21 protein-coding genes are annotated in these 23,367 nt (G+C 72.2%); 15 read left to right on the forward strand and 6 right to left on the reverse strand.

Annotated elements, in window-relative coordinates; genetic code table 11:
• Window positions 1-83 precede the first annotated feature (83 nt).
• Entirely contained in the window at window positions 84-1,223 is a 1,140-nt protein-coding gene (locus C7S10_RS15240) for a right-handed parallel beta-helix repeat-containing protein (RefSeq protein WP_108345309.1), read from the forward strand.
• The gene (locus C7S10_RS15245; RefSeq protein ID WP_108345310.1) at window positions 1,220-2,338 is read left to right on the forward strand and encodes a DNA glycosylase AlkZ-like family protein; all 1,119 of its coding nucleotides are present in this window, start codon (window positions 1,220-1,222) and stop codon (window positions 2,336-2,338) included. Before C7S10_RS15240 ends, C7S10_RS15245 begins: the two co-directional genes overlap by 4 nt.
• Before the next feature lie 60 nt (window positions 2,339-2,398).
• Here the strand turns inward: C7S10_RS15245 and C7S10_RS15250 are convergent, their stop codons facing one another.
• Window positions 2,399-2,857, reverse strand: coding sequence for an STAS domain-containing protein (locus C7S10_RS15250; protein WP_108345311.1), 459 nt, complete (start codon window positions 2,855-2,857; stop codon window positions 2,399-2,401).
• Window positions 2,858-3,005: 148 nt separating this feature from the next.
• Here C7S10_RS15250 and C7S10_RS15255 point away from each other — a divergent pair, with 148 nt between their 5' ends.
• The 10 genes from C7S10_RS15255 (at window position 3,006) to C7S10_RS15300 (ending at window position 15,243) form a co-directional block, all read left to right on the forward strand.
• Entirely contained in the window at window positions 3,006-4,244 is a 1,239-nt protein-coding gene (locus C7S10_RS15255; RefSeq protein WP_108345312.1) for a toxic anion resistance protein, read from the forward strand.
• 37 nt (window positions 4,245-4,281) lie between these two features.
• Window positions 4,282-4,770 (forward strand): hypothetical protein, encoded by a 489-nt coding sequence (locus C7S10_RS15260; RefSeq protein WP_108345313.1) that lies wholly within the window; start codon window positions 4,282-4,284, stop codon window positions 4,768-4,770.
• Complete coding sequence (locus C7S10_RS15265; RefSeq protein ID WP_108345314.1) at window positions 4,767-6,305, forward strand: AAA family ATPase; 1,539 nt, start codon at window positions 4,767-4,769, stop codon at window positions 6,303-6,305. Before C7S10_RS15260 ends, C7S10_RS15265 begins: the two co-directional genes overlap by 4 nt.
• Window positions 6,302-7,606, forward strand: a complete 1,305-nt coding sequence (locus tag C7S10_RS15270) for a hypothetical protein (RefSeq protein WP_108345315.1) — start codon at window positions 6,302-6,304, stop codon at window positions 7,604-7,606. Before C7S10_RS15265 ends, C7S10_RS15270 begins: the two co-directional genes overlap by 4 nt.
• Window positions 7,607-8,023: 417 nt before the next feature.
• Window positions 8,024-8,569, forward strand: a complete 546-nt coding sequence (locus C7S10_RS22860) for a transporter substrate-binding domain-containing protein (protein WP_243395409.1) — start codon at window positions 8,024-8,026, stop codon at window positions 8,567-8,569.
• Window positions 8,566-9,678, forward strand: a complete 1,113-nt coding sequence (locus C7S10_RS15280) for a hypothetical protein (RefSeq protein WP_108345316.1) — start codon at window positions 8,566-8,568, stop codon at window positions 9,676-9,678. The genes C7S10_RS22860 and C7S10_RS15280 overlap by 4 nt, the downstream gene beginning before the upstream one ends.
• 64 nt (window positions 9,679-9,742) lie before the next feature.
• Entirely contained in the window at window positions 9,743-12,076 is a 2,334-nt protein-coding gene (locus C7S10_RS15285) for a serine/threonine-protein kinase (protein ID WP_108345317.1), read from the forward strand.
• A 2-nt stretch (window positions 12,077-12,078) separates the two neighbouring features.
• Window positions 12,079-13,203, forward strand: coding sequence for a PP2C family protein-serine/threonine phosphatase (locus C7S10_RS15290; protein WP_243395410.1), 1,125 nt, complete (start codon window positions 12,079-12,081; stop codon window positions 13,201-13,203).
• 54 nt (window positions 13,204-13,257) lie between these two features.
• Window positions 13,258-14,544, forward strand: a complete 1,287-nt coding sequence (locus C7S10_RS15295; RefSeq protein ID WP_108345318.1) for a vWA domain-containing protein — start codon at window positions 13,258-13,260, stop codon at window positions 14,542-14,544.
• A 9-nt stretch (window positions 14,545-14,553) separates the two neighbouring features.
• Window positions 14,554-15,243: an FHA domain-containing protein gene (locus C7S10_RS15300; protein ID WP_108345319.1), complete on the forward strand. Its 690-nt coding sequence runs from the start codon at window positions 14,554-14,556 to the stop codon at window positions 15,241-15,243.
• A gap of 10 nt (window positions 15,244-15,253) precedes the next feature.
• Here the strand turns inward: C7S10_RS15300 and C7S10_RS15305 are convergent, their stop codons facing one another.
• Window positions 15,254-15,457 carry a hypothetical protein gene (locus C7S10_RS15305; RefSeq protein ID WP_133176534.1) on the reverse strand — a complete coding sequence of 68 codons (204 nt, stop codon included), beginning with the start codon at window positions 15,455-15,457 and terminating at the stop codon, window positions 15,254-15,256.
• 45 nt (window positions 15,458-15,502) lie between these two features.
• On the opposite strand from C7S10_RS15305, the gene C7S10_RS15310 reads away from it, so the two are divergent.
• Window positions 15,503-16,081: a LysR family substrate-binding domain-containing protein gene (locus C7S10_RS15310; RefSeq protein WP_108345321.1), complete on the forward strand. Its 579-nt coding sequence runs from the start codon at window positions 15,503-15,505 to the stop codon at window positions 16,079-16,081.
• A 127-nt stretch (window positions 16,082-16,208) separates the two neighbouring features.
• A complete protein-coding gene (locus C7S10_RS15315; RefSeq protein WP_108345322.1) occupies window positions 16,209-18,011 on the forward strand; it encodes a BCCT family transporter in 1,803 nt (600 codons plus the stop codon).
• A 21-nt stretch (window positions 18,012-18,032) separates the two neighbouring features.
• On the opposite strand, the gene C7S10_RS15320 is transcribed toward C7S10_RS15315, so the two are convergent.
• The 3 genes from C7S10_RS15320 to C7S10_RS15330 form a co-directional block, all read right to left on the reverse strand.
• A complete protein-coding gene (locus tag C7S10_RS15320; protein WP_480241881.1) occupies window positions 18,033-19,412 on the reverse strand; it encodes a GuaB1 family IMP dehydrogenase-related protein in 1,380 nt (459 codons plus the stop codon).
• An 81-nt stretch (window positions 19,413-19,493) separates the two neighbouring features.
• Complete coding sequence (locus C7S10_RS15325; RefSeq protein ID WP_108345324.1) at window positions 19,494-20,111, reverse strand: hypothetical protein; 618 nt, start codon at window positions 20,109-20,111, stop codon at window positions 19,494-19,496.
• A 10-nt stretch (window positions 20,112-20,121) separates the two neighbouring features.
• Window positions 20,122-21,567, reverse strand: a complete 1,446-nt coding sequence (locus C7S10_RS15330) for a pyridoxal phosphate-dependent decarboxylase family protein (protein ID WP_207769402.1) — start codon at window positions 21,565-21,567, stop codon at window positions 20,122-20,124.
• 97 nt (window positions 21,568-21,664) lie between these two features.
• On the opposite strand from C7S10_RS15330, the gene C7S10_RS15335 reads away from it, so the two are divergent.
• The gene (locus C7S10_RS15335) at window positions 21,665-21,952 is read left to right on the forward strand and encodes a YiaA/YiaB family inner membrane protein (RefSeq protein ID WP_108345326.1); all 288 of its coding nucleotides are present in this window, start codon (window positions 21,665-21,667) and stop codon (window positions 21,950-21,952) included.
• A 186-nt stretch (window positions 21,953-22,138) separates the two neighbouring features.
• Here the strand turns inward: C7S10_RS15335 and C7S10_RS15340 are convergent, their stop codons facing one another.
• Window positions 22,139-23,350 (reverse strand): acyl-CoA dehydrogenase family protein, encoded by a 1,212-nt coding sequence (locus tag C7S10_RS15340; protein ID WP_108345327.1) that lies wholly within the window; start codon window positions 23,348-23,350, stop codon window positions 22,139-22,141.
• Window positions 23,351-23,367 lie beyond the last annotated feature (17 nt).

Consider the following 23,367-nt stretch of genomic DNA (forward strand, 5'->3'; position numbering starts at 1 on the left):
TGGGCGGTTGGACGCAGTCTCGCTGACCCACTCGAGGTGCGCAGATCCGATCCTTGGCACGTGCACTCCTCCACAATGACGGCATGCGCACCACGCTCCTCGCCGTCGCGGCGAGCACCATCGCAGCAGCCACCCTGACCACCGCTCCGCCCGCTCAAGCGGCGCCGCGCACCTGGCACGTCGGCCCGACCCGCGCGCTCACAGCACCCAGCGAAGCGGCCGCCGCGGCCAACGACGGCGACACGGTGCTGATCGACGCAGCGACGTACCGGGGCGACGTCGCGACCTGGACGCAGAAAGGCCTGACGCTGAGAGGCGTGGGCGGGCGGGCGCACCTCGAGGCGGACGGGCAGAGCGCGCAGGGCAAGGCGATCTGGGTGATCGCCGGGGACGACACCACGGTCGACCGCATCGAGTTCAGCGGCGCGACGGTTCCGGACCAGAACGGCGCGGGCATCCGGCAGGAGGGCGCCGGGCTCACGGTCACGCGCAGCTGGTTCCACCACAACCAGGACGGCATCCTCACCGGCGAGAACGCGGCCAGCGACATCGTGATCCGGCGCTCGCGGTTCTTCCGCAACGGCGCCGGCGACGGCTACTCCCACAACCTCTACGTCGGCGCGGTCCGCTCCCTCACCGTCACCGGCAGCTGGCTGTGGGGCGCCGACGTCGGCCACGAGCTCAAGTCACGCGCCGCCCGCAACACCATCGTCGGCAACCGCATCAGCGACGCCGACGCCACCGCGAGCTACTCCATCGACCTTCCCAACGGCGGCCGCTCGCTGATCGCCGGCAACCTCATCATCCAGGGGGCGGGCTCGGAGAACCCCGCCCTCGTGTCGTACGGCGCCGAGGGACTCACCAACGGATCCAGCGAGCTCTGGGTCGTCAACAACACCTTCGTCAACCGCCGGACGAGCGGCACGTTCGTCACCGCCGCCGACGGCACCCGCGCCCACCTGCGCAACAACCTGCTCGTCGGCACGGGTGACCTCACCGACCGTCCGAGCACAGACGCGAAGGCCAACCGGCGCGTCGACCTGACCGGCTTCGTCGACCCCGAGCGCGACGACTTCCGGGTCCGGTCCGACTCCCCCGCCGTCGACCGGGGCGCGAGCGTCCCGCGGCGGTGGCGAGCGGAGTGGGAGTACGTCCACCCGGCCCGCCAAGCCCCCCGCACTACGAATGGTCGGGTCGACCTCGGCGCCTACGAGGCGCGATGAGCACCGTCCAGGTGACCCGCGAGCAGGCGCTGGCCTGGCGGCTGGAGCGGCACCTCCTCGACCCCGTCGGGTCCGAGTCGGTCGCCGACGTCGTACGCCGCCTCGGAGCCGTCCTCGCCATGGACGAGTCCCTCGCCGAGCTCGCGGTCCGCGCCCGACGACGGACGTCGGACCCCGGCGAGCTGACCCAGGCCCTCGCCGACGGCACGGTCGTCAAGGTCTTCGCGTTCCGCGGGGCCGTGCACTATATGTCTCCTGCCGACGCCGGGGACTACCTCGCGCTGCGCCTGTCGGGTCGGCAGTGGGAGCTGCCGAGCTGGGTCGAGTTCTACCGCCTCGAGCCGGCGGACTGGCCCGACTTCCGGGCCGCGGTGCGCGACGCGCTGAGCGAGGGACCGCTCACCGTCGCCCAGCTCGGCGAGGCGCTGGCCCGCCACCGCTCCTACCGGCACCTGAAGCCCGTCTTCGACGACGGCGCCGGGACCCTCATCAAGCCGCTCACCTGGCACGGCGACATGGGGTTCGCGGCCCCCGTCGACGGGCAGGCCACGTTCCAGCGCCTCGACCTCAACCCGCGCTGGCAGGGCGTGCCCGAACTCGAGACCGCCGGCCCGCGCGCGTTCCGCGCCTATCTCGCGACCTACGGCCCGGCACCCGTGGACCACGTCCACTACTGGCTCGGCGCCGGACTCAGCGCCGGGCGCAAGCGGCTCACCGGCTGGTTGGCCGAGATGGCCGACGACGTCGTCGAGGTGGACGTCGACGGGACGCCCGCGCTGGTCCTGCGCGACGACGTCGGGTCACTCCGCGAGGCGCGCGCGTCCAGCGCCGTACGTCTGCTGCCCGGTCACGACCAGTGGGTGATGGGACCGGGCACCAAGGACAGCCAGGTCACGCCACCGCTGCTGCGTGACCTGATGACCCGCAAGGCCAACCCCGTGCTCCGGGGAGGCGTGGTCTGCGGGACGTGGTCGCGCAAGGGCGACGACCTCGCCGTGCGGTGGCTCGACGCCCGGAAGGCACCCGACCGGGCGATCCGCGAGGAGGCTGCACGCCTCGGCGCCATCCTCGGTCGGGACCTGCGCCTCACCCTCGACCACGGCCCCGGGAAATAGAAGAACCGCCTCCGGTCTCGGGTCCGGAGGCGGTTCTGGGTAGAACAGTAACCGGCGCTTCTACTCAGAATGGCTTCGGATGACCAACGGTTCATCCACAGACTCGGGGAGGAGCGCCTGCTCGACGGCCTCGTCCAGCGTCGAGTACGACGACAACGCACGCGACAGGCCGGTGAACCGGAGCGCCCGGGCGACCATCCCGGCGGCGCCGACGATGCACAGCTCGCTGTGGGCCTCGCGGCAGGCCCGCGCCCCCGACACCAGGGCGCCGAGGCCGGCGGCGTCGATGCGGATCGTGCGCGACAGGTCGACGAGCACGACGTCCGAGCCGGCGGCGGCATCGGTCAGGTCGGCGACCAGGTTGGCCACGTGGAAGCCGGTCACCTCCGAGCGGCACCGGATGGTCGCGATGCGACCGGGCGCGGACGCGTGCGGCCGGTGGACCGGTGCGATCGAGTCACCGGGACCGTCGACCATGCTGCCGACGACACCGCCGAGCCGGCTGTCCAGGTAGCTCACCCGACCATGATCGCGGATGGCGCAAGCAGGGCGAGAAACGGGTCAACTCGCACGGACACGTTTGAGCCACCCCCACGGGGGTCAGGACGTGGATAGTGTCTGCGCAGGGGCCGCACGTTCGGTGGGGCTGACGAGGGGATCGATCCACATGAGCACGCCATCAGAGTCCGCCGCTCCCGCGCCGCTGGCGCCGCCCGAGGCGACCTTGACCCTGACCGCGCCGGAGGCCCCGGCCGCCGTCGCCGAGACCCAGGCCCCCCGGATGGCGCCCCAGGTCCCCGCCGAGGTCGTGCCCGAGCTCGACGCCAAGGTCGACGGCTTCCTGACGGCCCTGCAGACCTCCGCGGTCGGCAGCCCCGAGTTCTCCGCCCAGGCCGAGAACGTCCGGACCATGGGCGACGCCGACATCCGCAAGGCCGCCGAGACGTCCAACCGGATGCTCGACCAGCCCGTCCGGGCGCTCAAGGAGGGCGGCATCGCGCAGGGATCGGCCGTCGGCAAGACGCTGATCGAGCTGCGGCGCACGGTCGAGGACCTCGACCCCAGCACCGCCAAGGGCGTCTCGCGGTGGATGGACTGGCTGCCGTTCGGCGACAAGGTCGAGGACTACTTCCGCAAGTACCAGTCGTCGCAGTCGCAGCTCAACGCGATCCTCCACAGCCTCCGCAACGGCCAGGACGAGCTGACCAAGGACAACGTCGCGCTCAACCTCGAGAAGACCAACCTGTGGGCGGTGATGGGGCGGCTCAACCAGTACGTCTACGTCGCGGAGAAGCTCGACGCCAAGCTCAGTGCCCGCATCGCCGAGCTCGAGCTCAGCGACCCGGACGCCGCCGCCACGCTGAACAAGGACGTCCTGTTCTACGTCCGGCAGAAGCACCAGGACCTGCTGACCCAGCTCGCGGTCTCGATCCAGTCCTACCTCGCGATCGACGTCATCATCAAGAACAACATCGAGCTGATCAAGGGCGTCGACCGCGCGTCGACCACGACGGTCTCGGCGTTGCGTACGGCGGTCATCGTGGCCCAGGCGCTGGGCAACCAGAAGCTGGTGCTCGACCAGGTCACCGCCCTCAACACCACCACGTCCGGGATGATCCGCCGGACCTCCGAGATGCTCAAGGACAACTCCGCGGCCATCCAGGAGCAGGCGGCGTCCTCGACCATCGACATGGAGGACCTGCAGGCGGCGTTCGCCAACATCTACGCCACCATGGACTCGATCGACGAGTTCAAGGTCAAGGCCCTCGACTCGATGGCGCAGACCATCGGTGTGCTCGAGACCGAGGTCGAGAAGTCGCGGTCCTACCTCGACCGCGTCCGCGACCACGACGCGCGCAACGCGGCAGGCACCCTCGACCTGACCGAGCTCCCGCGACGGGCGTGAGTTGGCCGCAGTGGGGCTGAGGTCGTGGCTGGACAGGGTGCGGGGGCCCTCGGCGCAGGACGTCGTCGAGGCGTCACCTCCCGCCCCGACCGAGGCGGACATCGTCGCCGCCCTCGCGCGGGTCGAGCAGATGCTCGCTGACGGCAACGCGCCGCCGGTCGTGGTGTCGCGGGTGCACCGCATCGGCGCGCTCATCACCGACACGCTCCCCCGGCTGCGCAACCTCGGGCAGGGCAGCCTCGACTCCTACTCCGTCGTCGCGACCGCCACCGACTACCTCCCCGAGGCCCTCGGCGGCTACCTGCGACTCCCCCGCGAGTGGGCCGACACCCGCCCCATCGACGGCTACAAGACCGCCCTCATGGTGCTCATCGACCAGCTCGAGCTGCTCGCCGCCACCATGGACAAGATCCTCGACGCCGCCACCCGCTCCGACGCGCAGGCCCTGATCGCGCACGGACGGTTCCTCCAGGCCAAGTTCGGCTCCCCCACCGACGGCCCCGACCTCACCCTGGGAACCCCATGACGCTGAAGGAAGCGCTCGACGCGCTCGTCGCGCTCGCCACCACCGCCGGCGTCGACCCCGCCGTCGCCCGCACCGAGGGCGAGTCCCTGGCCGCGACCGTCGCCGAGCCGGCCCGTGGGGCGTACGTCGACTGGTGCGCCGAGACCGGCCACGGCACCGCCGAGGACTTCACCACGGCCGCGTCGCGCGGTCGTCGCTACCGCGTCGCGCAGACGCCGAGCATGGCGGCGCTGGCGTCGTCGGGGTCGGCCCACGCAGCGGCGTACGCCCAGGCGCTGTCGGACGTGGCGCTGGCCGGCAGCCTGCTCGGGGAGGAGAACGCCCGCAGCATCGGCAACGCGGCCACCGCCGCAGCGGCCCAGCTCGGCGGTCCCGGGCAGGTCGCGCCGGTCCCGCTGCCGACGACACGTGATCGGGTGCCGGGCGTCGCCGACCACTTCCTGGCCCAGGTGATGGAGCAGAGCCGGGTCGTGCGCGAGAAGCTCGCGGCGCTGGAGGGCACCCCGATCGTGCGCGACCCGTCCGTCGGGCTGGACGAGAGGTCGCACGAGCCGCCCGCGCCCGTGCAGGCCGCGCCTCCCCCTGAGCCCGTCGAGGCCCCGGCCGAGCCCGCCGAGCGCGAGCAGCCCGCGAAGTCCGTCGAGGAGCTCCTCGCCGAGCTCGACGACCTCGTCGGGCTCACCGACGTCAAGGCCGAGATCCACCGGCAGGCCGCCGTGCTGCGCGTCGAGGGACTGCGCGCCGAGGCCGGCCTCGAAGGTCTGACCATCACCCGCCACCTGATCTTCAACGGCAACCCCGGCACCGGCAAGACCACCGTCGCCCGCTTGGTCGCCGGGATCTACCGCGCCCTCGGGCTGCTGTCGAAGGGCCAGCTCGTCGAGGTCGACCGGTCCGAGCTGGTGGCGGGCTACCTCGGGCAGACCGCGATGAAGACCGCCGAGGTCGTGAAGTCCGCGATCGGCGGGGTGCTGTTCATCGACGAGGCCTACTCGCTGGCCGGCGACCAGTACGGCCAGGAGGCGATCGACACCCTGGTCAAGGAGATGGAGGACCACCGCGGCGACCTCGTCGTCATCGTGGCCGGCTACCCCCTGCCGATGGCCGTCTTCATCGGCCAGAACCCCGGCCTCGAGAGCCGCTTCCGCACCGAGATCGACTTCCCCGACTACACCGACGACGAGCTCGTCTCGATCTTCGAGGTGATGGCGAGCGGAGCGCAGTACGACGCCGGCGAGGACGTGCAGGCACGGCTGCGCGAGCTCTTGGCGCAGGTGGAGCGCGGGCCGTCCTTCGGCAACGCGCGCTACGTCCGCAACGTCCTCGAGGCCGCGATCGGGCGCCACGCCTGGCGGCTGCGCGAGGTCGAGGCGCCCACCCTCGAGCAGCTGCGGCTGCTGCTGTCCGAGGACCTCGCCGCGCCGGCCGAGGTCGTCGAGCCCTTCGGGGATCCGGTCGATCCCGTCGACCAGACCGACCCGACCGCCCCGACCGACCCAGCCGACCCCGCCGAACCCGCCGAGGAGCAGTCATGACCCAAGCGCCCCAGCAGGCGCAGGCCGCCGCGTCTGCACCGGCCCCCGCGGCCCCGGCCACGGCACCGGTCGGGCCCGCCAGCGTGACGAGCCCGGCCGTCGCCACCAGGGCACGGGCCACGCAGGACGTCCCGAGCCTGCTCAACCGGTGGCAGGCGATCGCGGTCGCGGCCTGCGTGCTCTTCGCCGTGCTCACCGCGGCGCTGCAGCTGCTGGGCTGGCAGGCCAACCGCGCGGCGGCCGACAACACCGAGCAGCTCGTGCGGGTGCAGAACATCCAGTCCACGCTGTTCCGCGCGGACGCCCTTGCCACGACCAGCTTCCTGGTCGGCGGGCTGGAGCGGCCCGAGCAGCGGCAGGACTACGAGGACGCCATCGACCAGGTCACCCGGCAGATCGCCGAGGCGGCGCGGGCCCAGCCGGCCGACAGCGAGGTGCTGGCCGCCCTCAACTCGGCCGTCAACCGCTTCACCACGACCAACACCCAGGCTCGCGACAACAACCGGCAGGGCTTCCCGGTCGGCGCGGAATACCTCCGCGGGGCCAGCTCGCAGCTGCGTGACGAGGCCCAACCGCTGATCGCCGCCCTGACCACCGCCAACTCCCAGCGCGCCGAGGACGAGCTCGGCGGCCAGCACCCGCTGCTGATGATCCTGCCCGGCCTGGTCGCGCTGACCCTGCTGTGGTGGGTCAACACCCAGCTGGCAGCGGTCTTCCGGCGCCGGTTCAACATCGGCATCGCCGCCGCCTTCGCGGTGGTGGCGGCGCTCACCCTGATCGGCACCGGGGTCAGCTCCAACCAGAACAACGCCAACGACGACCTGCGCGACGGGAGCTACCGCGTCGCCGTCAACGAGGCCACCGCCCGCACCGCGGCCAACGACGCCAAGTCCAACGAGAGCCGCCGGCTCGGCGCGCAGGGCTCGGGGGCCGTCTTCGAGGAGGGCTGGGTCGCCGCCGCCAACCGGGTCGAGGACAACGCGTCCCGCGAGACCCTGCCGCTGTGGCAGGCCTACTCCGACCTCCACTTCCGGGTCGTCGACCTGGAGGAGAGCGGGAAGTACGACGACGCGGTCGAGCTCGCCACCACGGTCGACGAGTCCGGTCCGACCGCCGCGCTCGACACCTTCGACGAGGCGTCGCAGTCCCTCGTCGCGACGATGGCGGCCCAGACCACCGACTCGCTGCGGTCCGGCAACGGCCTGCTGCTGGTCCTGGCCGTGCTGAGCCTGCTGCTCGGCCTCGGCGCCGCCGGCCTCTCGACCTGGGGCATCGCCCAGCGACGCAAGGAGTACGCATGAGCACCACACGACGTTCTTCTCCTCCGCTTTACTCCCCCGGACAACGACCGCGGGGACCCCGCATGAGCACCCCACGACGTTCTTCTCCTCCGCTCCGCTCCCCCGGACAACGACCGCGGGGACCCCGCACGAACACCGTCCGCCGCACCCTCGGTGTCGCCGTCGCCTCGCTCGCCGTGCTGGTCGCCGCGTCCTGCGGGTACGACGCCACGCCACTGCCGAAGGCCGAGCAGCCAGTCGTCGAGGAGGCTGCGCCCGGCACCCCACCGACGTGCGACGCCACCAACGCCACTCAGTCCTACGCGCCCGACTCGTCCTCGGCGCAGGGCGCGTCGCTGCAGCGCATCCGCCAGCGCGGCTACCTCGTGGCCGGCGTCGCCGCCGACAACTANCGCGGCCGACCGCATCCCGTTGCTCATGGACGACGAGGTCGACGTCGTCGCGCGCAACATGACCATCAACTGCACCCGCTGGCAGCAGATCGCCTTCTCGGCGGAGTACTTCCGATCCGGGCAGAAGCTGCTCGTCCGCAAGGGCTCCGGCATCACCTCCATCAAGGACATGTCGGGCAAGCGCGCCTGCGCCCCGGTCGGCACCACCAGCATCGAGAACATCCAGCGCCTCGCGCCCGAGGCCATCCCGGTCACCGCGGTCAACGACACCGGCTGCCTGATCAAGTTCCAGAACGGCGAGACCGACGCCGTCACCACGGACGACACCGTGCTCGCCGGTCTGGCCGCCCAGGACCCCTACGCGCAGGTGCTGACGACGGAGCGACTGACCGAGGAGCCCTACGGCATCGGTGTCAACGGCGAACGTGAGGACCTCGTGCGCTTCATCAACGGGGTCTTCGAGCAGATGCGGGCCGACGGGTCGTGGCAGGCGTCGTACGACAAGTGGTTGCGGCCCTCGCTCCAGACCGCCGGCACGCAGCCGACGCCGATCTATGGACGTCGCCCATGACCGCTGCCCCCACCGCACCCGGCCGGCTCGGGCAGCCGCTCTCGCCGGCCGAGGCGCAGACCTTCCTGCTCGACCTCGACGACTGGATCCGCGCGCGCCGCCTCGAGCTCGACCAGCTCGACGAGGCCGCCCTCGCGGCCGGCCGCGGCGACGAGGTGTCCGCCGACATGATGCTGTCGTTGGCGGTCTGGCAGGCCGTGCAGCAGCGCTACCAGCTGCTCAATGCCACCTTCGACGGCGGTCGGGTCGGTCCGATCGAGGCCGAGCGGCTCTCGACGCTGGTGTGGGGCCGGCTCGACGGCGACCTCGGCAACGGCCTGGCCGTCTCGCTGCCCGAGGCGTGCCGTCTCTCCGACGCGCTCGCCGGGCAGATCCAGCAGCGGCTCGCGCTGATCCCCGGCGCCGACGCCAGCGCCGCCCGGATCAAGCAGCTGCGGGCCAACCTCGAGCGCGTGCGCGACCAGGCCGAGCTCGAGCCTGCCGCGACCCGCGACGCCGCCCGCTCCACCCTCGCCGCGCTCTCGCGCCGGCTCGAGGACGTCACGTCCCGCGCCCAGCGAGGGGCCGACGTCGGCGGGCTGCTGCCGCCGCTGGAGGCCGACGCCTCCGTCTTCGAGCGCGACCTGATCGTCGGCAACGCGCGCCGCCGCGAGGCCCGCGACGACCTCGACGAGACGCGCCGGCTCCGGGCCGAGCTGGTCGCGCGTGCGACCGCACTGACCGCCCTCGTCACCACCTGCGTCAGCACCGTCGATCCCTCGCCGCACTACGCCGTACCCGACATCGAGGCCCTCGGCCCGGTGCCCAACACCCCGGACGCGATCGACGACCACCGCAGCCGCCTGGAGCGTGTCGCCAAGGCGCTCGCCGTGGCCGAGCACGCGTACGCCGCCGCGCTGGCCGAGCATCGCCAGCTCGTCGACCTCCTCGACGGCCTGCACGCCAAGGCCGCCGCCCACGGCCTGGCCGACGCCCCCGACCTCGCCGCCAGTGAGCAGCAGGCCCGCGCTGTGCTGTCGCGCCAGCCCACGCCCATGACGGTCGCCCGCTCCCTCGTCACGACCTACCAGTCGTGGCTCACCCAGCTGCTCACCCAGGAGTCCGCATGAACAGCACCCCACGACGTTCTTCTCCTCCGCTCCGCTCCCCCGAACAACGCCGTGAGGACCCCGCATGAAGTGCCAGCAACCCGGCTGCACGGGCAGCATCCAGGACGGCTACTGCGACGTCTGCGGCATGGCTCCGGCAACGACCGCCGCAGCGGGCCCCGCTGCGAGCGCGGCCCCGGTCGCCGACGGCGGGTCCTGCGCACAGCCGGGTTGCACGGGCACCATCGAGGACGGCTACTGCAACGTCTGCGGCTCCCCCGCCGGGGCGGCCGCGGTCGCGGAGCAGGTCGACCCCGTCTCGACGGGCACGGCCTCGGCCAAGACCTCGGCGAGCCGCATCCAGTCGGCCGCGCTGGGTTCACGCCGTGCCGGCACCACCGCCACCCGGCGGGCCGGTCACGGCTCCCAGCGGATGCGCGCCGCCCGCCTGGGCGCCGGCCTCACCGTGGTGCCCGCCGCTCCCACCGTCGACGCGCTCAAGGCCGTCGTCGCCAACCCGTCGGTGCCCGAGGAGAAGCGCACCTGCTCCAAGTGCGGCAACGCGATCGGCCGCTCCAGCAACGGCAAGCCCGGACGCTCCGAGGGATTCTGCCCGAAGTGCGGCCAGGAGTTCTCCTTCACGCCGAAGCTCAAGCCCGGCGACCTCGTCGGCGGCCAGTACGAGGTCGTCGGCGCCATCGCCCACGGCGGCCTCGGCTGGATCTACCTTGCCAAGGACCGCAACGTCTCCAACCGCTGGGTCGTGCTCAAGGGCCTGCTCAACTCCGGCGACCCCGACGCCCTCGCCGCCGCGATCGCCGAGCAGCAGTTCCTCGCACAGGTCGAGCACCCGCTGATCGTCGAGATCTACAACTTCGTCACCCACGAGGGCGCCGGCTACATCGTCATGGAGTGGGTGGGCGGTCGCTCGCTCAAGCAGATCCTCAAGCAGCGGATGAAGGACAACAACGGCGCGTACGACGCCCTACCGGTCGACCAGGCCCTCGCCTACATCCTCGAGATCCTGCCCGCCTTCAGCTACCTCCACGACCTCGGTCTCGTCTACTGCGACTTCAAGCCCGACAACCTGATCCAGGTCGGCGACGCGGTGAAGCTGATCGACCTCGGCGGCGTGCGCCGCATCGACGACGAGGACTCCGCGATCTTCGGCACCGTCGGCTACCAGGCGCCCGAGGTGCCGCAGGTCGGCACCAGCGTCGCCTCCGACATCTACACGATCGGCCGCACGCTGGTCGTGCTGTGCATGGAGTTCCGCGGCTACCAGGGCACCTACCTCCACACGCTCCCCCCGCCCGACACGACCCCGCTGTTCCAGCAGCACGACTCGCTCTACCAGCTGATCGCCAAGTGCTGCGCCACCGACCCGGCCGACCGCTTCACCTCCGCGGAGGAGCTGCGCACCCAGCTGCTGGGCGTGCTGCGCGAGGTCGTGGCTGCCAGGACGACGGGTACGGCGCTGACCTCCGCCGCCTCGCTGCTCTTCGAGGCCCCCGCGACGTCGGCGTCCGCCCTCGACTGGTCGCAGCTCCCCGCCCTGCGCACCGACCCCTCCGACCCCCAGTTCTCGTGGCTGGCCAGCGTCGGCGACGCCGAGCCCGCCGAGCTCATCAAGGCGCTCGAGCAGGCGCCCGAGGAGTCGGCCGAGGTGCTGCTGCGCCGGGCCCACGCGTCCATCGAGCTCGGTGACACCACCGCCGCCCGCGCCTCCACGGCGCAGCTGCTGACCCAAGACCCGTGGGAGTGGCGGGCGCTGTGGCTCGACGGTCTCGCCGCCATGAAGGACCACGACTGGGAAGCGGCGAAGGCCTCCTTCAGCGCGGTCTACCAGCAGGTCCCCGGTGAGCTCGGGCCCAAGCTCGCGCTCGCGATCGCCTGCGAGAACGGCGAGCTGCCCGAGGTGGCCGAGGGCCTGTACGCCACCTGCGCGGCCACCGACGCCGCGTACGCCGCCCCCGCCGCGTTCGGCATGGCGCGCGTGCGGGCTGCCGCGGGCGACACCGCGGGCGCCGTACGCGCCCTCGACCTGGTGCCTCCGACGAGTCGCGGCTACCCGGAGAGCCGCCAGCTGCGCGCCGACGTGCTGCTGGCGGGAGCGCCCGACGACCTCGCCGTCCTGGACCAGGCGCTGTCCAGCATCTCCTCGGTGCGGATGGACCCCGCCGAGCGCCAGCGCTACACCGTGCGGATCCTCAGCCACGCCCTCGACGCCGTGACCAGGGGCGGTTCGACGCCCGCGGCCGCACGACCCACCGTGGGCGGGGTCTCCGCGCAGGAGGCCCCGCTGCGTGATGCCCTGGAGAACGCCTACCGCGCCCTGGCGCGCGAGGCCGACACCCTCGACTCCCGCGTCGCCCTGGTCAACCAGGCCAACGCCGTACGCAACAAGACCCTGGTGTGAATGTGACCTCCCTGACCTGTCCCTCCTGCGGCACCCCGGCCGAGGGCGACTCCAACTTCTGCGAGGAGTGCGGAGCCGCACTGGGCGCGAGCCCGCCCCCGGACGGCGCTCCGCGGGTGCTCGTCACCGAAGCGGCGGCCGACGAGCCGAGCCCGATCGACGACCTCGGCAGCGGTCCCATCTCGCGGGCGACCAGCCAGACCTACGCGCCCGCGCCGCCCGCCGCCGGCATCCCCGCCTGTGCGAGCTGCGGGGGCGAGGTCGGTCCCGACGGCTACTGCGAGCAGTGCGGCGTGAAGGCGCTGAGCCCGCGCGACCACTTCCGCGAGCAGCCGGCACCGTGGGTGGCCGGCGTCTGCGACAAGGGCATCCGCCACAGCCGCAACGAGGACGCGATGGCCCTCTCGGCCAGTCCCGACGGCTCCGGTGCCGCCCGGCGGGCCGTGCTCGTGGTGCTCGACGGCGTCTCCAACACCGACGACTCGCAGGTGGGTTCGCTCGCCGGTGCCCGGGCGGCGCTCGGCGCGCTCGTCGTGCCGCTGCCCGTCGGGATGGGCACCCCCGAGGGACGGCTCGCCGCGGCGACGCGGGCGATGTCGGCCGCCGTCGACGCGGCCAACGCGCAGGTCGAGTCCGCGGCACCCGCCGACGCGGCCAACCCGGCCTCGGCCACCTTCTGCGCTGCGGTGCTGGAGGGCGACACGCTGACCTACGCCAATGTCGGCGACTCGCGGATCTACTGGCTGCCCGACGGCGGCGAGGGCGTCCAGCTCAGCGTCGACGACTCCGCCGCGCAGGACCAGATCGAGGCCGGGGTCCCGCGCCTGGAGGCCGAGACGTCGGCCCAGGCGCACGCCATCACCAAGTGGCTGGGGCGCGACAGCCAGGGCCACGAGCCGCGCGTCGGCCAGATGTCCATCACGGAGCCCGGCTGGGTGCTGGTGTGCTCCGACGGGCTGTGGAACTACGCCTCCGAACCCGCCGCCCTCGCCCAGCAGGTCGCCGCCGCAGCCACCACCGACCCGGCCGCGCTGGCGCTGGCCCTGACCGACTTCGCCAACGCGAGCGGTGGCCAGGACAACATCACCGTCGCGCTCGCCCGGGTCTCTCCCGCGCCGGCACCATGACCGTCCCCACCCGCCCGAGACCGACCATGTCGCCTACCAGCAAGGAGCAGCCCCATGGCTGAGTTCGCCGCCACCGTCTACCAGAACGAGTTCCTGCCCGACGGCGGGACCGACGTCAACGCGATCGTCACCGTGACCTGCTCCGGCGCGGGCACGGCCGGCGCCGCCGGGGCGGTCGGGTCGGGCGCCGTCGGCGAGATCATCATCGTCGACACCTCCGGCTCGATGGGCCACGAGACGATGGAGTCGGCGAAGGAGGGGGCACAGGCCGCCCTCGCCGAGATCCTCGACGGCACCCGCTTCGCGATCATCGCCGGCACCGAGACCGCCACCCTCGCCTTCCCTCCCGTCCAGGCCGGTCCCGCGCTGGCCGTGATGGACGCCTCCACGCGCGAGCAGGCGGCGGGCGCGATCGCCGGGTTCCGGGCCGCCGGCGGCACCGCGATCGGCTCCTGGCTCGACCTCGCCGGGACCGTCTTCGCCTCGGTCCCCGAGGTCACGCAGCGGCACGCGATCCTGCTCACCGACGGCGAGAACGGCGAGCAGCCGGCCGTCCTCGACGCGGCGATCACGCGGGCGACGGGCTACTTCCAGTGCGACTGCCGCGGTGCCGGCACCGACTGGAAGGTCGAGGAGCTCCGCCGGGTCGCGACGGCCCTGCTCGGCAGCGTCGACATCATCGGCTCGCCGGACGAGATGCGCGAGCAGTTCCGCGCGATGATGCAGACCGCGATGGCGCGCGGCGTCGCCGACGCCCAGCTCCGGGTGTGGTCGCCGCAGGGGGCGCAGGTGCTGTTCGTGCGCCAGGTCGCCCCGACCGTCGAGGACCTCACCGATCGCCGGGTCGAGGTCAACGCGCTGACCGGCGGCTACCCCACCGGTGCGTGGGGCGACGAGTCGCGCGACTACCACGTCGCCGTACGCCTCCCCGCCAAGGCCGTGGGCCAGGAGCAGCTCGCCGCGCGCGTCCAGGTCGCCCTCGGCGACGACGTCGCCGCCCAGGGGCTGGTCAAGGCCACCTGGTCCAACGACTCCGAGCTCACCGCCAAGATCGACAAGCAGGTGGCGCACTACACCGGGCAGACCGAGCTGGCGTCGATGATCCAGGAGGGTCTCGCCGCGAAGGCCGCCGGGGACGACGCCACGGCGACGACGAAGCTCGGACGGGCCGTGCAGCTCGCCGCCGAGACCGGCAACGAGGAGGCGACCACCCGGCTGAAGAAGGTCGTCGACGTGGACGACGAGAAGGAAGGCACCGTGCGCCTCAAGAAGGCGGTCGACAAGGCCGACGAGATGGCGCTCGACACCGCCTCGACCAAGACCACCCGGATCAAGAAGTAGGAGGCGCACATGTTGTGTCCTGCCGGCCACGAGTCCACGGCGACCGACTACTGCGACGTCTGCGGCGTCGCGATGCCCGCCGGGTCCGCGGCAGCACCTGCGGCGGCCCCGACCACGCCCGCCGCCCCGGCGGCCGCCGAGTGCCCCAACTGCTCGGCGGCCAACTCGCCCGACGCACTGTTCTGCGAGGCCTGCGGCTACGACTTCACGACCGGGTCGATGCCGCGCCGCGCCGAGCCCGTCGGCTCTCCCGCGGCGCCCGCGGCGGACACCGGCAACATCTCCCCGGCGCTGACGACCGAGTGGGTGGCGGAGGTGTGGATCGACCCCGACTGGTACGCCGACCAGGAGAGCACCGACCCGCTCCCCTCGCCCGGCCTGCCGCAGGTCGTGCCACTGCGCAACACCTCGATCCTGATCGGGCGCGCGTCGAGGAGCCGCAACATCACCCCCGACATCGACCTCGCCTCCGACACCGGCATCAGTCGTCGGCACGCGCAGCTGACCACCGACGGCAGCCGGTGGTGGGTCGAGGACCTCGGCTCGTCCAACGGCACGTACGTCGGTGGCGCCCTCGACACCCTGCCGAAGACCCCGGTCGCCGCCGGTCAGAAGCAGGAGGTCCGCACCGGCGACCGGATCTACCTCGGCGCGTGGACTCGCATCGTCGTGCGCAAGGCCGCCGCGGGCGAGGTCTGAGGCTGCACCCTCACCCGCGGCGCGAGGGCGGCTGACCGGCCGAACCCATCCGGTGGTGCACCTTCGCCGGGGCCTCGCCCAGGCCGAACACCCCGGCACGCGGGGCTCCCGCGTTCGGGTCGTCGGTCCGGCTGCGTCGGCGCTGCAGCCGCTCGGCCACCACGGCCAGGCCCGCGACCACCAGCACGACGACGACCACCACGAGAGTCACCATGACTCGCACACTACGCCTGCACGGGCCCCGTGGGATGCTCTCGCCATGGCCCCACCCTTCCGCGTCGGCTTCGTGACGGGCGCGACCCCCGACAAGTGGGCACGAGCCTGGCGCGAGCGTCGGCCGGAGCCGCTGGAGCTGGTGCCGGTGCTCGAGGAGGACCAGGAGCGCGGCGTACGCGACGGCAGCCTCGACATGGCGCTGGTCCGCCTCCCGGTCGACCGCAGCAACCTGCACTGCATCACGTTGTACGACGAGGTGCCGGTGGTCGTCGCCGGCGCCGAGCACTTCGTGGCCGCCGCGGACGAGGTCGCCCTGGCCGACCTCGCCGACGAGCAGCTGGTGCGGCCGCACGCCAGCGGCTGGCGGCCCGCCGCCGAGCAGCTCGACTGGCCGCCCATGTCGGAGCAGGAGGCGATCGAGACCGTCGCCGCGGGGACCGGCGTGGTGATCGTGCCCATGTCCGTCGCCCGCCTGCACCAGCGCAAGGACGTCGTCCAGCGCCCCGTCAGCGACCTCGACCCCACCCAGGTCGGCCTGGTGTGGCTGGTCGACCGGGACGGCGAGGACACCCAGGCGTTCGTCGGCGTCGTCCGCGGACGCTCGGCCCGCAGCTCGCGCTGACCCTGCCCTCACGGGTGAAACGGGTCACGCCGACGGCCCCCCGGTTCGTACCCCGGACCGGCACCCCCTAGTTTCGAAGGGTTGTCCATCCGTCCGATCACTGTCCTTCGGGAGGTGTCACGACCACGTGACCCAGGCTCCGCCGCACGATCACAGCTCCACCGACCAGCACGACGAGAAGCCCGCAGCACAGCCCTCGAGGCAGCGCGTCAAGGACGCCGTCTCGGGCCCCACGGACTCCGTCATCCCGCACCCCGCGCTCGACGTCGAGCCGCCCGCCGAGGCCGAGGGACCGAAGACGATCGACAAGGTCGTCTTCGGTGTCACCGCCGCGATCGCCGTGGCGTTCCTGGTGTGGGGCTTCCTCGACACCGCCTCGCTGTCGAGCGCATCCGGCAGCGCCCTGACCGGCACCATGAAGTACCTCGGCTGGCTCTTCGTCCTCGCGGCGTCGGGGTTCGTCGTGTTCGCCCTGTGGCTCGCCCTGGGCAAGTACGGCAACATCCCGCTCGGTCGCGACGGCGACGAGCCGGAGTTCTCGACCACCTCGTGGGTGGCGATGATGTTCTCCGCCGGCATGGGCATCGGCCTGATGTTCTACGGCGTCAACGAGCCGCTGACGTTCTTCGCCGACACCGAGGGCTTCGCGCCGCCCGGCAGCGAGGGTCTCTCCGACCCGCAGCGCGCGGAGTCGGCGATGGCCCACACGCTCTTCCACTGGACGCTGCACCCGTGGGCGATCTACGCCGTCGTCGGCCTCGCCATCGCGTACGGCGTCTACCGCAAGGGTCGTCTCCAGCTGATCAGCGCGGCGTTCGAGCCGCTGCTCGGTCGCCACGCCCGTGGCCCGGCCGGCAAGGTGATCGACATCCTGGCCATCTTCGCCACCCTCTTCGGCTCCGCTGCCTCCTTGGGCCTCGGCGCGATCCAGATCTCCTCGGGGCTGCAGATCGTCGCCGGGATCGGTGAGGTCGGCAACGGCGTGCTGGTCGCGATCATCGCGGTCCTGACCGTCTGCTTCGTGGTGTCGGCCGTCTCCGGCGTCGCCAAGGGCATCCAGTGGCTCTCGAACGTCAACATGGTCCTGGCCCTGCTGCTGGCGGTCTTCGTGTTCGTGCTGGGCCCGACGATGTTCATCCTCGACATGGTGCCGAGCTCCATCGCGTCGTACGTCCGCGAGCTGCCGACCATGGCCGGGCGCACCAACGTCGAGGGCGAGGAGGCCGCGGCCTGGCTGAGCAGCTACACCGTCTTCTACTGGGCCTGGTGGATCAGCTGGACCCCCTTCGTGGGCATGTTCATCGCGCGCATCTCGCGGGGGCGCACCATCCGCCAGTTCGTGACCGGCGTGCTGCTGGTGCCGAGCCTCGTGAGCCTCGCGTGGTTCGCGATCTTCGGCGGCTCCGCGATCAAGCTGCAGATGGACGGGGTCGACATCTACGGCTCCGGCGGCGTCGAGGGGCAGCTGTTCGCGATGCTCGACCAGTTCCCGCTCGCCACGGCCGCCAGCGTGCTGGTGATGGTGCTGGTCGCGATCTTCTTCGTGTCGGGGGCCGACGCGGCCTCGATCGTGATGGGTTCACTCTCCTCCAACGGCGCCATCGAGCCGAAGCGCTTCCCGGTCATCTTCTGGGGCGTCACCACCGGCGGCGTCGCCGCGGTGATGCTGCTCGTCGGAGGCGACACGGCCCTGGACGGGCTCAAGACGATCACCATCGTGGCCGCCGTGCCGTTCGTGCTGGTCATGATCGGGCTGTGCGTCGCCCTGGTGAAGGACCTGGGCACCGACCCGATGATCGTGCGCACCCGGGTGGCCCGCGAGGCCGTCCACGACGCCGTGATCGCCGGAGTCACCGAGCACGGTGACGACTTCCGGTTCACCGTCGAGGAGGAGCCGGCCGCCGAGGCCGACCCTGCCCCGAGGGCCTGACGCGACCCGCTGGGCACGTCCTCACCAGGACGTGCTCAGCGGCCGCCCCTCGTGGAACCCGGCGGCGGACTGCACGCCCACCACGGCCCGGTCGTGGAACTCGGCGAGCGACGCGGCACCGGCGTAGGTGCACGACGATCGCAGGCCCGAGCAGATCTGGTCGATAAGGTCCTCGACGCCCGGGCGGGCCGGGTCGAGGTACATCCGCGACGAGGAGATCCCCTCCTCGTAGAGCCCCTTGCGGGCCCGGTCGAAGGCCGACTCGGTCGAGGTGCGGTTGGCGACCGCGCGCGCCGACGCCATGCCGAAGCTGACCTTGAAGGCCCGCCCGTCGGCGTCGTGCATCAGGTCGCCCGGCGACTCGTGGGTGCCGGCGAACCACGAGCCCACCATGACCGAGCTCGCGCCGGCGGCCAGGGCCAGGGCGACGTCGCGGGGGTGCCGCACTCCCCCGTCGGCCCACACGTGCTTGCCGCGCGCCCGGGCGGCGGCCGCGCACTCCAGGACGGCCGAGAACTGCGGCCGGCCGACACCGGTCATCATCCGCGTGGTGCACATGGCGCCCGGTCCGACGCCGACCTTGACGATGTCGGCGCCGGCGTCGATGAGCGCGTCGGTGCCGTCGGCGTCGACGACGTTGCCGGCGGCGATCGGGACCGACGGGTCGAGGGCGCGTACGGCGCGCAGCGCCTTGATCATCCGCTCCTGGTGCCCGTGCGCGGTGTCGACGACGAGCGTGTCCACGCCCGCCTCGAGCAGGCGGGCCGCCTTGTCGGCGACGTCGCCGTTGACACCGACCGCTGCGGCGATCCGCAGGCCCCCGGTGGCGTCGACCGCCGGGGTGTAGAGCGTGGCACGCAGGGCGCCGAGGCGCGTGAGCACGCCGACCAGCTCACCGGTGGCCGAGACCGCCACGGCGAGCGTCGCCTTCGCGGTGTCGATGGCCTCGAAGACCGCCCGCGGGTCGGCGTCGCGGGCGACGAGCACGAGGTCGCGGTTCATCACCGAGCCGACCTGCGCGAAGCGGTCCACCTCGGCACAGTCGGTCTCCGAGACCACGCCCACGGGCTTCCCGGCGTCGACGACCACGGCGGCGCGGTGCGAGCGCTTCGGCATCAGCGCGAGCGCCTCTGCGACGGTCTGGGTGGGGTGCAGCTCGATCGCGGTGTCGAAGACGTGGTGGCGCTGCTTGACCCAGCGCACCACGTCGGCCACGACGGGGATCGGGATGTCCTGCGGGATCACGGTGAGCGCCCCGCGGCGGGCGGTGGTCTCGGCCATCCGCTTGCCGGCGATGGCGGTCATGTTGGCCACGACCAGCGGCAGCGTGGCTCCGGTGCCGTCGTCGGTGGCGAGGTCGACGTCGTAGCGGCTCGCGATGTCGGAGCGGCGGGGCACCATGAAGACGTCGTCGTAGGTCAGGTCGTGCGGCGGGGCCGCGTCGTGGAGGAAACGCACGCCCCAGAACCTACGCGGCCGCGCCTACGCGCTCGGCATGCGGCGGGGTCGCAGCCCCACGTCCTTCAGCTCCAGCTCGGCCAGCCGGGCGACCACCACCGGGTCGCGGCGCCGCCAGTCTCCCGCCGGGTCCTCGCTGACGCGCGCCAGGACCCGCATCGGCTGGTTCGTCAGGGCGCGCAGGGCGAAGAGGTCGAGGTCGTCGGCGGAGTCGATGAACCTCAGCCCGGCCGTGGCCTCCCGGACGAACCGCACCCGACCGGGCAGGTAGAACGCGGTCACCACCAGGATCGGGATCAGCGCGATCGACAGCCCGAGCACGAGCGCGAGCCGCTCGACGGCGCGCACCGACGACCGGCCGGCCTCGGCCAGGCCGTCGGAGGCGTCGGCCGCCTTGTCGAACGGCGTCGCGACCTCGTCGCCGATGAGGGGCACGTCGTCGAGCCGTCCCCCGGCGTCGCGGAGCTGCCCGGCCATGGCGGTCGCCGACTCGTCGGTCTGGCGGCCGGGCGCGGCCAGGGCGGTGGTGCCGTCGTGGACGGCGAGCCCGATCCACACCCACGCCACCAGCCAGACGACGAAGAGCAGGTCGACGACGACCTGGAACGTACGGCGGCCAGCGGTGTCGGCGTACAGCTTCATGCCCCCATGGTCACAGAACGCGCTGGAGCTCCGCCCACGTCCGGTCGATGTCGGCGCGCGTGGTGCGCCAGCTGCCGACGGCGACGCGCATCGCCGCCCGACCCTCGACGACGGTGTGGCTGAGGTAGGCGACGCCGCTCGCGTTGAGCGCGTGCATGGCCGCGAGCGTCGGCTCGTCGCCACCGACGTGGCGGAAGACGACCAGGCTCAGCGAGCGCGGTGTCACGAGCTCGAACCGCTCGTCGTCGGCGACGAGCTCCTCGACGTACGCCGCGAGGTCGACGCCGGACCGGATGTGCGCTCGCAGCCCCTCGAGGCCGTAGGTGCGCAGCACCGCCCACAGCTTCATCGCGCGGAACCGGCGGCCCAGCTGCGGGTGCCAGTCGCGGTAGTCGACGACGGCGCCCGACTCGGAGGCGGCGTTGCGGAGGTATTCGGGGGTGATCGACAGCGCCTCGGTCAGGTGGGCACGTTGCTGCACCCACAGCACGCTGCAGTCGAAGGTGGTCAGCATCCACTTGTGCGGGTTGGTGACGATCGAGTGGGCGAGGTGCACCCCGGCCAGGATCCGGTCCCGGTGCTCCGGGCACACGGCCGCCACCCCCGCCCAGGCCGCGTCGACGTGCAGCCAGGCGCTCGTGCCGTCGATCGCCTCCGCGATGGCCTGGACGTCGTCGATCGCGCCCGTCGAGGTGGTGCCCACGGCTGCCTGGACGAAGACGGGGGTCCAGCCGTCGTCGATGTCGTCCGCGAGCCGCAGCTCGAGGGCGCGCACGTCCATGGCCTGCGTGGCCGGGTCGACCTCGATCGCCCGCACGCACTCCGACCCGAGGCCCGCCATCATGGCGGCCTTCACCAGCGACGAGTGGGCCTGCGAGGAGCCGTAGACCGCCCACTTCGTCGCCCCGACGCCCGTGTCACGGGCACTACCACCGCTGGCGCGGTGCAGGGCGGCCAGCAGCGCGGTGAAGGTCGCCGTGGAGGCGGTGTCCTGGATGACCCCACCGCCGAGACCGTGGTCGGTGAGGCGGAACTGCTCCGGCAGGCCGAGCGCCTGCGCGAGCCAGTCGACCACGACCTGCTCGACCTCGGTGACGGCCGGGCTGGTGGCCCAGATCATCCCCTGCGCGCCGATCCCGCTGGAGATCAGGTCGCCGAGGATCGCCGCCGGGGACGAGTTGGCCGGGAAGTAGGCGAAGAACCGCGGGTGCTGCCAGTGCGTCAGGCCCGGCACGACGAGCTCGTCGAGGTCGGCCAGCAGGGCGTCGAACGGCTCCCCCGCCTCCGGGGGCGCGGTCGGCAGCGAGCGCCGTACGTCGCCGGGCGCGACCTGCGCCAGCACCGGCACGTCGTCCAGGCCGGCCCAGTAGTCGGCGATCCAGTCGATGGCGGCGTGGCCCTGGCGCCGGAACTCCTCGGGACTCATGTGTGCCGGGGTGTCGCTGTTGGGTGGCATGGCCCGAACGTACTGGTCACGGTTGAGTCGGTGTACTCAGGGACGCTCGGGTAGCGCGACAGGTCCCCCACGTCGCGGATCCGGCGAGGCTTCTGCCATGACGAACTCGAGCACCGCCACCAAGAACACCACCGCCTTCGCCGCCCAGGCCGCCATCTCCTTCGGCGCCTCCCTCTTCGCGATGCTGGTCGCGATCTACTTCATGGAGGCCGACCCGTGGATCAAGGGCTTCCTGGCCCTCGGCACCCTCTACCTCACCACCTCGACCTTCACCCTCGCCAAGGTCGTGCGGGACATGCAGGACGACAACACCGTCGTCCACCGCCTCGACGCCGCCCGCCTCGACAAGGTCCTTGCCCAGCACGACCCCTTCAAGTCCGCCTGACGCCGTCCACGTTGCTCGACAGACGAAGCCCCTCCCGGAGGTCCGGGAGGGGCTTCGTCGTGCGTACGGCGCCTCTGGTTTCCCCGGCTAAGCGGGGAAATGTGAACTTCACGTGGCATGCAAACACCCGGAAGTTCGAACTTCCCCGCTTAGCCGGGGAAACCGAAGACGCAGGGGCGCCCCCCGTCAGCGCAGCTCGGCGCTGGTCAGGCCGAGGAGTCGGCGGGCCACGATCAGCAGCTGGATCTGCTGGGTGCCCTCGAAGATGTCGAGGATCTTGGAGTCGCGCGACCACTTCTCCAGCAGCTCGGTCTCGCTGTAGCCGATCGAGCCGGCGAGCTCGACGCAGCTGAGCGTGATGTCGGAGCCGACCCGCCCCGCCTTCGCCTTGGCCATCGAGGCCTCGAGCGAGTTGGGCTTGCGGTTGTCGGCCATCCACGCGGCCTGCATGGTCAGCAGCTGCGCGGCCTCCCAGTCGGCCTCCATCTGCAGGAACTTCGCTGCGGCCGCCGACTGCACCTGGGCCGGACGGTCGTAGTCGACCTCGATGCCGGCCTGCGCGAGCAGGTCGCGGGTCAGGTCGAGCGAGGCGCGGGCGCATCCCACCGCCATGGCCGCAACCAGCGGTCGGGTGTTGTCGAAGGTCGCCATGGCTCCGGCGAAGCCCTGCTTGACGTCGATCTCGGGTGACCCGAGCAGGTCCTCGGCCGGCACCCGGCAGTCGGTGAAGGTGATCGCGGCGGTGTCGGACGCACGGATGCCGAGCTTGTGCTCGAGACGCTCGACCTTCATCCCGGGGTTGCCCTTGCGGACCAGGAACGACTTGATCGCGGCCCGGCCGAGCGACTTGTCGAGCGTGGCCCACACGACCACGGAGTCGGCCCGGTCGCCCGAGGTGACGTAGATCTTCTCGCCGTTGAGGACGTACTCGTCGCCGTCGAGCCGGGCGGTCGTGGAGATCGACGCGGAGTCGGAGCCCGTGCCCGGCTCGGTGATCGCCATCGCCGCCCAGGTGCCGGCGAACCGCTCGAGCTGCTCCTCGTTGGCGACCGACGCGATGGCGGAGTTGCCCAGCCCCTGGCGCGGCATCGACAGGAGCAGGCCGGTGTCGCCCCAGCACATCTCGGCGATGGAGAGGACGGAGGCGAGGTTGGCGCCGTTCTTCACGGTCCCCTCGTCGGTGCCCTCCTCGCGGCGTACACCCGCGGCGCCGGCACCCTCGGACGACCCGGACTCGGACAGCCCGTCGATCATCGCGGCCAGCATGTCGAGCTCCTTGGGGTACTCGTGCTCGGCACGGTCGTACTTGCGGGAGATCGGGCGCAGCATGTTCATCGCGACCTGGTGGGCCTGGTCGACGAGCACACGGTGCTTCTTGGGGGTCTCGAGGTTGATCATCGCCGGGGCCCCCGTTC

This window comes from Nocardioides currus, from assembly GCF_003057875.1.
In the GTDB taxonomy this organism is placed as follows: Bacteria; Actinomycetota; Actinomycetes; order Propionibacteriales; family Nocardioidaceae; genus Nocardioides; species Nocardioides currus.